This window comes from Patiriisocius sp., from assembly GCF_051252435.1.
Lineage (GTDB): Bacteria > Bacteroidota > Bacteroidia > Flavobacteriales > Flavobacteriaceae > Patiriisocius.
In genome coordinates this window covers 55,762-63,466 of the sequence record NZ_JBPOFW010000010.1, presented here as the reverse complement: position 1 = coordinate 63,466, position 7,705 = coordinate 55,762, and the positions used below count along the sequence as shown (strand labels likewise).

Here is a 7,705-nt window from a genome sequence, read left to right as displayed (position 1 = left end):
GGGTTTGGGGATATCCATTATCAGAATACAAAAAAGGGGAAAAACACCCCTGAAAAAGGGGAAAAATCCTCTTGTAGAACAGACCATACTGTTCCATCTTTACATCATATTAATTAATGCTATATAAACTGGGGAGTTTATAGCTGATGGGACTGTTCGCAAGAACAGTCTCTTTTTTTGTCTATTTGTAAAATTCTTACTCTTTTAAAAAAAAATAGTGGTTAGCAATAGTTTTATAAATCAAATATGACTACTTAAATAAGTATTGAACACTATATATATATAGCCTTTAATATATTAATTTTCATTTTAATTATTTAATTAACTATATTGTAACTGTTTAAACTTATTATTATGAAAAAAGCATCTACACTATTTAATAATTTATTTATCTTTTTACTCTTTTTATTGACCATAAATTCGCTTTCAGGTCAAGAAAGGATTGCAGTTTTACAAGACCCTTTGGTTGTACTGCTGGATGCAACAAATGGAAGTATTGTTGATCCAAGTTTTATAGATCTTACAAGCCTCAACCCAGGCAGGCCTAAGGATATTCTTCAAGTAGGAGATGAAATTTGGATAACTGATCAATCAAATGATAGAATTGATCGTTTTGATCTTACAGGGACGTACCAAAGCACAATTGACACAGGATTAGATAATATAAAAGGTCTTGAAAATGTAAACGGCGAAGTATGGGTCGCTAATGCAGGAACAAACAATGGTGCTCCGGGAAATTCTATTGTACGATTTAGTACGGGAGGTACAAATCTTGGTTTTTTTCTAACCTCTGGCACTGCTGCGGTTTTTGATATACTAAATGTTGGTAACAATGAAGTTTATTTATCATACATAACTGGCGGAGCAAAAATAGAAAGAAGAGATTATGCGGGTAATGTTTTGGGTAATATTGTAGAAGAGGGTGTTTTGTCCTTTATTCAGCAATTAGAATTAAACCCAACAAGTAATTCAATTTATGCAGCGGAGTTTATTGGAACAGCAACGAACCAAGAAGGGCTTTATGAATTTGATATCGCAACGGGTGCTATTTTAAATTATTATGACGAGGGCTCTTTGCGAGGGGTTGCTACCTTATCAGATGGTAATGTTTTAGTTTCTAGCGCTGCGGGTGTTAGGATTTTGAACCCTGGAACAGGAACCAGTACTGTGGTCAATAATACAGGTAGTGATTATTTTGGTAGGTTAAATTTAACTCCTTGTGTACCTCCAGCAACACCATCAGGGGATGCTGTACAAACCTTTAATGATGGAGCAACTTTAGCAGATATTATTGTAACTCCTTCAAATGTTACTTGGTTCCCAACTGAGGCAGATGCTTTGGCTGGCACTAATTCTTTGCCATTATCAACAATTTTAGTAGATCAAACTACTTATTATGCTGTTAATATTGTAGATAGTTGCTTGAGTGCTCCTTTTGAAGTTACTGTGAATATTAGTTTAGGACTGGATAATTTAGAAAATAACCAATTAATTGTTTATCCAAATCCTGCAAAAAACACTTTGTTCGTTCAAAACAGTTCACAAATTGAAGAGATTGAAATATATTCAATTACCGGAAAAAAGGTATTTGAGGCAAAGCCGAAATCTAACAACACCACAATTGAGGTTTCTTCATTAACAAACGGAATGTACATTTTAACAGTCATTTCCGAAGGTAAACGAAGTCAACGTAAATTTTTAATCGCTCAATAGGTAGCGATAATTATTCTATAACATTTTCATCTTGAAAATTTCAAAAGAACTAAAACTGTTTTTTTATCAAAATTCAGTTTTAGTTCTTTATTTTACGCTCTTATTTTTTAACCCCATTTAAGATAATATATGAAGAATTTTATTCTACTTATTTCAGCTTTGTTCCTTATATCAATATGCTATTCCCAAGAAAAAACTACAAAGAGAAAAAAAATAGGTCACAAATATGAAATAGGGATTCCTTATAAAAATGTTGAGAGTAAGGTAAATGTCTTTCATTCATATAATAATACTATTGTCGCTGTTCGTAGGACAAGTGATGAAGTTATCATACAAACCTTTGATGGGAAAAGCAAAAAGCAAATTTCTCTAAACTCATATATTGCTGCCGAAATGTTTCCTGAAAACTGGTTGTTTGAGGGAGTTTCATTTTCTGGCGACATAGGCTATTTTTTTTATTCTTCGTGGGACGGTGGTGATGTTAAACATGAACGCCTTTTTACTAAGTATATAGATTTGAAAACCGGTGCTTTTTTTGACGAGGATGCAGAGGAATTTATTACTGTTGACGGTAAAATAAGAATGAGCCAAATATGGGGTGATGGTTTATTGGACGTTAGTTACGGAAGTTGGAATGGAGCAGATAAATTTAGATTTAAGAAAAATGAGAAAACTGGAAACCTCTCTATTCGTTATACTAGAAAACCAAAATTAAAAAGTGATAAAAAAAACTTTGATGTCTATGGAATAAAGGTTGTCGATTCAGACTTTAAGGATGTTTTTACTGCAGAATACGAGATGCCCTATACTGAGACAGAAATGGAAGTTTTAGATTATATCCTGGGTAATGATAATAGTATTAAACTCTTGATAAAAAAATATTTTGATAGAAGTGGAGATGAGAATAAAAAGGACCAAATTAATTATGATTTAGAAGTTTTAGAATTGCTTCCTGATGGTAATATTAAATTTAGGAGTATAGATATCCCTAATTTTTATGTTACAGATTTAAAAATGAATGAGGAGAATAACGGCACTATTAGTTGTGTTGGTTATTATTCTTTTGGAGGAAGAAAAGCGCAAACTAATGGAGTGTTTTTGTTTAAAATAAATCCAAATGGAGAACTTATACTAGGGTCTGTGAATGAAATTCCTGTTTCATTGATAAATAAATATTCAACTAATGGTGACAGTCACAAGAATGAGCGTAAAGCAGAAAAGGATAAGAACACAGATCTAACATTGTTAGAATTACGAAATGTTCATTTTAGCGATGATGGCAGCGTTACTATTATAGGAGAAGGCTCAGTTGAAAAGGCAACGAATAAATACTATTATCACTGGTATTTGGATACTTATATAATCAAATTAAATCCAGATGGTAATATCGCTTGGATGGAGAAAATAGGTAAAAAGCAAAAGGGAGGTTCTCCAAAATATGCGATTGGCTTTCAATATTTCTTTAAGAATGATAAACACATTATTGCTTATTTAGACAATTTCAGAAATTTGAATTTGCCTGAGGATAAAGCTCCAGACACACATTTAATTGGCCATGGAGGATTTTTATTTGTAACCACAATTGATGATGCAACTGGAAATAAATCAACATCAAAAGTTTTAGATGTTAGAAAAACCAAAGCGTATAGAGAATTTATAGATTTTGAAACAGGTACCTTTTTTATAAACGATAACAATCTGCATGTTGAAACGATGATTCCAAACAAAAAAAGAACATTAGTAAGTATTGAAGTAGATTAGTCAGAAAATCGATTTCATTATTGTATTAATTCCTTTGAAGCACAAAAGGATTGCACCAGCTCCTACTAGCAGACCTAATATTAAAAAGAGATAGAATGTCCAGTTTTCTTTGTTCAAACCAGAGAGCGTTATTAAATACGGTGACAGGAATAGCAACGGCAATGCGAATGCCATAAATTTTACCCCTTTTACTAACAATTTTACGTCCGTATGTTCTCTACCCATTTTTATATGCTTTAATTGCAAGCCTCACACTCTTGTGTTTTGATAATAATTTGCTAGCTTTTTCTTCGGAAATATCAAGCACGTCCATAATCATTTTTTCACCACGCGCAACCAATTTGTTGTTGCTCAATTGCATATCCACCATTTTGTTGCCAACGACGCGCCCCAATTTAATCATTGCCGCTGTTGAAATCATATTTAAAACTAACTTTTGCGCCGTTCCAGCCTTCATCCGCGAACTGCCGGTTACAAATTCTGGTCCCACGACAACTTCCACGGGGAATGCCGCAGTTAATGCCAACGGACTTCTCGCATTACAAGTGATACAGCCCGTTGCAATATTATTTTTATTGCATTCTTTCAACGCCTCAATAACATAGGGCGTCGTCCCCGAAGCTGCAATACCAATAACAATATCGGCTTCAGAAATGTTATGCTCTTGTAAATCCTGCCACCCTTGATTTTCCGAATCTTCGGCAAATTCTACTGCTTTTCTGATTGCTTTGTCACCTCCAGCGATAATACCCACAACGAGGTCGTGAGATACGCCAAAAGTAGGCGGACACTCACTTGCGTCAACGATTCCTAGTCTTCCACTAGTACCAGCCCCCATATAAAAAAGACGTCCACCAGCATTTATTTTTTCAGAAACTACTGTTGTCAATGCTGTTATTTGCGGCAAAGCTTTTTCAACCGCATTTGGTACCGTTTTATCTTCATTATTCATGTTTACCAACAATTCCTCGATACTCATTTTATCTAAATGGTCGTGGTTTGAAGTTGCTTCGGTTGTTTTAATGAAGTTCATTCTTTGCTATTCTACGGTATAAACTGTTCTTGATAATTCTGAAATTCTAAAATAACCCAATGGATAATTATCTGGATTGGTTTCATTTATTATATTTCCGCGAATGGTAGCAGGCTGTGTTTCAAATGGGCCTCCTCCTTCGTCTGAACCTTGTTGTAACAAAGCGAACATAAAGTTATAAAATTGTTCGTCAACGCCATAAAGATTAAAAGAAATCACATCACCTGCCTCAATATCTTCAGCAAAATAAAATGCCTGAACGGTATTCCCATCAAAAAACTCATCTGAAAATGAATCCCTCAAATCTCCTCTCGAAGAAAGTCCTTCGAAAAAATAAAAATTATTTACGTTGGCAGGGTCTGTAAAATCTATTTCTAACTCAATCATATCTCCTGTAAAACCGCCTTCGTTATTTTGTCTCACTTCTTCTAGCGGTACCACTTTTTGTAATGATGTTGTCGCAGTATAGGTTTCATTATTATAGATAATTTCTAGGGAATAATCTAAATTGGCTTCAGGTATTACTGTAGCTGTGTATTTTCCATTTTGTTGATGTTCAAAACTGAAAACTTCTCCATTTTCACTGGTAAGTGTTACAATGGCATCGGTAACTGGTGGCACCTCATTTCCGAAGAAAGGAGCCGTTTCTGAAAGTATAAAAGTGCTGGAAACACTCCCGTCGTCAAGCAATACATTGATACTAGCATCAACGACAAGCCTGGGTGAGCTGGTGTCTAATTCAACATCGATGACTTCTTCACAGCTCCAAAACACCGTAGCGATAAGAAAAAGAATAAATATATTTTTCATGATTAAAATTTGAAATTATAAGTAACCGCAGGAATTATTCCGAAGATGGACAATTTTGTAGCTTCGTTTTGACCAGTATCTGTGTTTTCTCTAAACGAGATGGATGATGCGTTTGCGCGGTCATAAATATTATAAACGCTAAATACCCATTCGCCTTTAAAGCGCCTTTTTACTTTTGCTTTAGGTTTCCAAGTGGCGGAAATATCCATCCTATGAAAGTCTGGTAATCTGCTTGCATTTCTAGATTCATACACGGGAACAACTATATCATTGTAGATATATTGACCCGTTGGAAACGTGGTGGGCTGACCAGTTTGATATATAAAATTAGCACTAAAAGACCACTTGGGGGACAACTCATATTGTCCAGTTATAGAAAAATCATGTACTCTGTCCCAAGCCGCATTGTACCACTCGCCATTGTTGATACCAGTTTCTTCGGGTGTTCTTCCGGGAGTTCTCTGTTCGCTTTTTGACAATGTGTAAGAAATCCAACCTTGAAATTTACCCACTGTTTTTCTCAATAAAAATTCAAGACCGTAAGCCCTTGCTTCGCCATTTAAAATAATTCTTTCAATGGCATCATTAGCGATTAAATCTGCGTCGTCAACATAGTCAATACGGTTTTGTACTTCTTTATAATAAGCTTCCACTTCAAACGAAAAATTCTCAAAATCCCTAAAATATCCCGCCGCAACTTGGTCTCCAATTTGTGGGTCAATAAATTGCCCGCTTGGTGCATAAATATCAAATGGAGTAGGGGAAGTAGTGTTACTGATTAAGTGTATGTATTGTGAAGTCCTGTTGTAACTAGCTTTAATGGATGATTTTTCATTTAGTTGATAGGATATTGCAAAACGTGGCTCAAAGTTTAAAAATGATTTTATGGATGAACCACGCGATTTTGAAATAGTATCAATGGGTGTTGCTTTTTGATAGATATCTATCGCTTCATTATAAAGAATGGGATTATCATCTTCGTAAACAAAAATTGATTCTTGGCCTAAACGCTGAAATGTTGATAGTCGTAATCCTGCTTGAATATTGATTTTTGGAGAAAATTCTAATTCGCCTTCAAGATAGATTGCATTTTCAAAAGCATATTTATCAGCTAATTTTTTAGGATTGATTCCGCTGTCTTCGCTTGTGGCGCTAAGCTCACCTGGATTAAATTTATAATAAATGCTGTTTAAGCCATATTTCAGTTTTAGTTTATCTGAAATATAACTCGTTAAATCATACTTTAAATTGAAATTTCGGATTCCACTATCAAATTGGAAATCAGCAAATTTCAACTCTAAACCATAATAGTAATCTGAATAAATCAAAGAAAGATTGCTGAATAGTTTATCATTGAACAAATGGTTCCATCTTAAATTTACGGTCGTATTTCCGAAGCTATTGGCAAATAAATCACTTATTTCAAATACATCACGCCCAAAATATCCCGATAGAAACAACTTATTGTTATCATCGAGATCATAGCTCAATTTTGTATTCAAGTCATAAAAGTAAGCGGAATTGTCATTTCCCGGATCTACAATTGGTAAAAACAAGTGCGCATACGTGCTACGTCCACCCACTAAAAAAGAAGCCTTATCTTTTACAATGGGGCCTTCTAGCAATAATCTACTGGCCAATAATCCAATGCCACCGGTTGCGTGATATTCTCTTTTATTACCATCTTTTTGATAAATATCTAAAACTGATGCAATTCGCCCACCATAGCGCGCAGGAATTCCACCTTTATACAGGGTTACATCTTTAATGGCGTCTGGATTAAAAACAGAAAAGAAACCAAACAAATGTGACGAATTGTATAATGTTGCTTCGTCCAATAAAACAAGGTTTTGATCAGCAGCTCCTCCGCGCACATTGAATCCGCTGGCACCTTCCCCCGCATTAGTAACACCTGGTAGCAAAGTTATTGCTTTTATAACATCTGCCTCACCGAGTACCGCAGGAATACTTTTTATGGTACTCGCTTTAAGTGTGTTGACACTCATTTGCGGTGTTTTGAGGCTCATTTTTTCGACATCGGTTTCCAGAATTACTTCGTCCAACGATTCTGTCGCCTCTTCCAATTTTACATTTTTTGTCATCGGTCCAGTTAAAGTAATTGTCTCTACGTAATCTGCAAAACCCAAACTATTAAAAATAACTTGGTGCGTTCCCTCGGGTAAAGTGATGGAATAAAAACCGTATTCATTGGTGATAACACCCGTTTGCAATGCAGGGATGATGACATTCACACCTATCATTGTTTCGCCGGATGCTGCTTCAGAGACAGTTCCGCTTAATGTGAATTTTTCTTGAGCCGTTGCAACTAAGCTTAGCAACAATAGGATAAAGGATAGCTGTTTTTTCAAATCTTGATTGTTACATTAA

6 protein-coding genes are annotated in these 7,705 nt (G+C 35.1%); 2 read left to right on the top strand and 4 right to left on the bottom strand.

Translation table 11 applies throughout. The annotated features are described in order from the left end of the window. Positions 1-354 precede the first annotated feature (354 nt). A complete protein-coding gene (locus ACSHW7_RS15490; protein ID WP_435680276.1) occupies positions 355-1,713 on the top strand; it encodes a T9SS type A sorting domain-containing protein in 1,359 nt (452 codons plus the stop codon). A 129-nt stretch (positions 1,714-1,842) separates the two neighbouring features. Continuing rightward, the gene (locus ACSHW7_RS15485; RefSeq protein WP_435680275.1) at positions 1,843-3,474 is read left to right on the top strand and encodes a hypothetical protein; all 1,632 of its coding nucleotides are present in this window, start codon (positions 1,843-1,845) and stop codon (positions 3,472-3,474) included. Here the strand turns inward: ACSHW7_RS15485 and ACSHW7_RS15480 are convergent, their stop codons facing one another. Genes ACSHW7_RS15480 through ACSHW7_RS15465 form a run of 4 tightly spaced genes read right to left on the bottom strand, consistent with a single transcriptional unit; the run spans position 3,475 to position 7,686 of the window. Next, the gene (locus ACSHW7_RS15480; protein ID WP_435680274.1) at positions 3,475-3,699 is read right to left on the bottom strand and encodes a DUF6095 family protein; all 225 of its coding nucleotides are present in this window, start codon (positions 3,697-3,699) and stop codon (positions 3,475-3,477) included. Next, positions 3,692-4,507: an N-acetylmuramic acid 6-phosphate etherase gene (gene murQ, locus ACSHW7_RS15475; RefSeq protein ID WP_435680273.1), complete on the bottom strand. Its 816-nt coding sequence runs from the start codon at positions 4,505-4,507 to the stop codon at positions 3,692-3,694. The genes ACSHW7_RS15480 and murQ overlap by 8 nt, the downstream gene beginning before the upstream one ends. A 6-nt stretch (positions 4,508-4,513) precedes the next feature. Then, positions 4,514-5,317: a DUF4249 domain-containing protein gene (locus ACSHW7_RS15470; RefSeq protein ID WP_435680272.1), complete on the bottom strand. Its 804-nt coding sequence runs from the start codon at positions 5,315-5,317 to the stop codon at positions 4,514-4,516. A 2-nt stretch (positions 5,318-5,319) separates the two neighbouring features. Then, positions 5,320-7,686, bottom strand: a complete 2,367-nt coding sequence (locus ACSHW7_RS15465; protein WP_435680271.1) for a TonB-dependent receptor — start codon at positions 7,684-7,686, stop codon at positions 5,320-5,322. Positions 7,687-7,705: the final 19 nt, after the last annotated feature.

Excerpts from the sequence above, each read along its gene's own strand:
- ACSHW7_RS15480 (WP_435680274.1), bottom strand. The coding sequence starts at position 3,699 with ATGGGTAGAGAACATACGGACGTAAAATTGTTAGTAAAAGGGGTAAAA.
- ACSHW7_RS15490 (WP_435680276.1), top strand. The coding sequence starts at position 355 with ATGAAAAAAGCATCTACACTATTTAATAATTTATTTATCTTTTTACTC.
- ACSHW7_RS15485 (WP_435680275.1), top strand. The coding sequence starts at position 1,843 with ATGAAGAATTTTATTCTACTTATTTCAGCTTTGTTCCTTATATCAATA.
- murQ (WP_435680273.1), bottom strand. The coding sequence starts at position 4,507 with ATGAACTTCATTAAAACAACCGAAGCAACTTCAAACCACGACCATTTA.
- ACSHW7_RS15470 (WP_435680272.1), bottom strand. The coding sequence starts at position 5,317 with ATGAAAAATATATTTATTCTTTTTCTTATCGCTACGGTGTTTTGGAGC.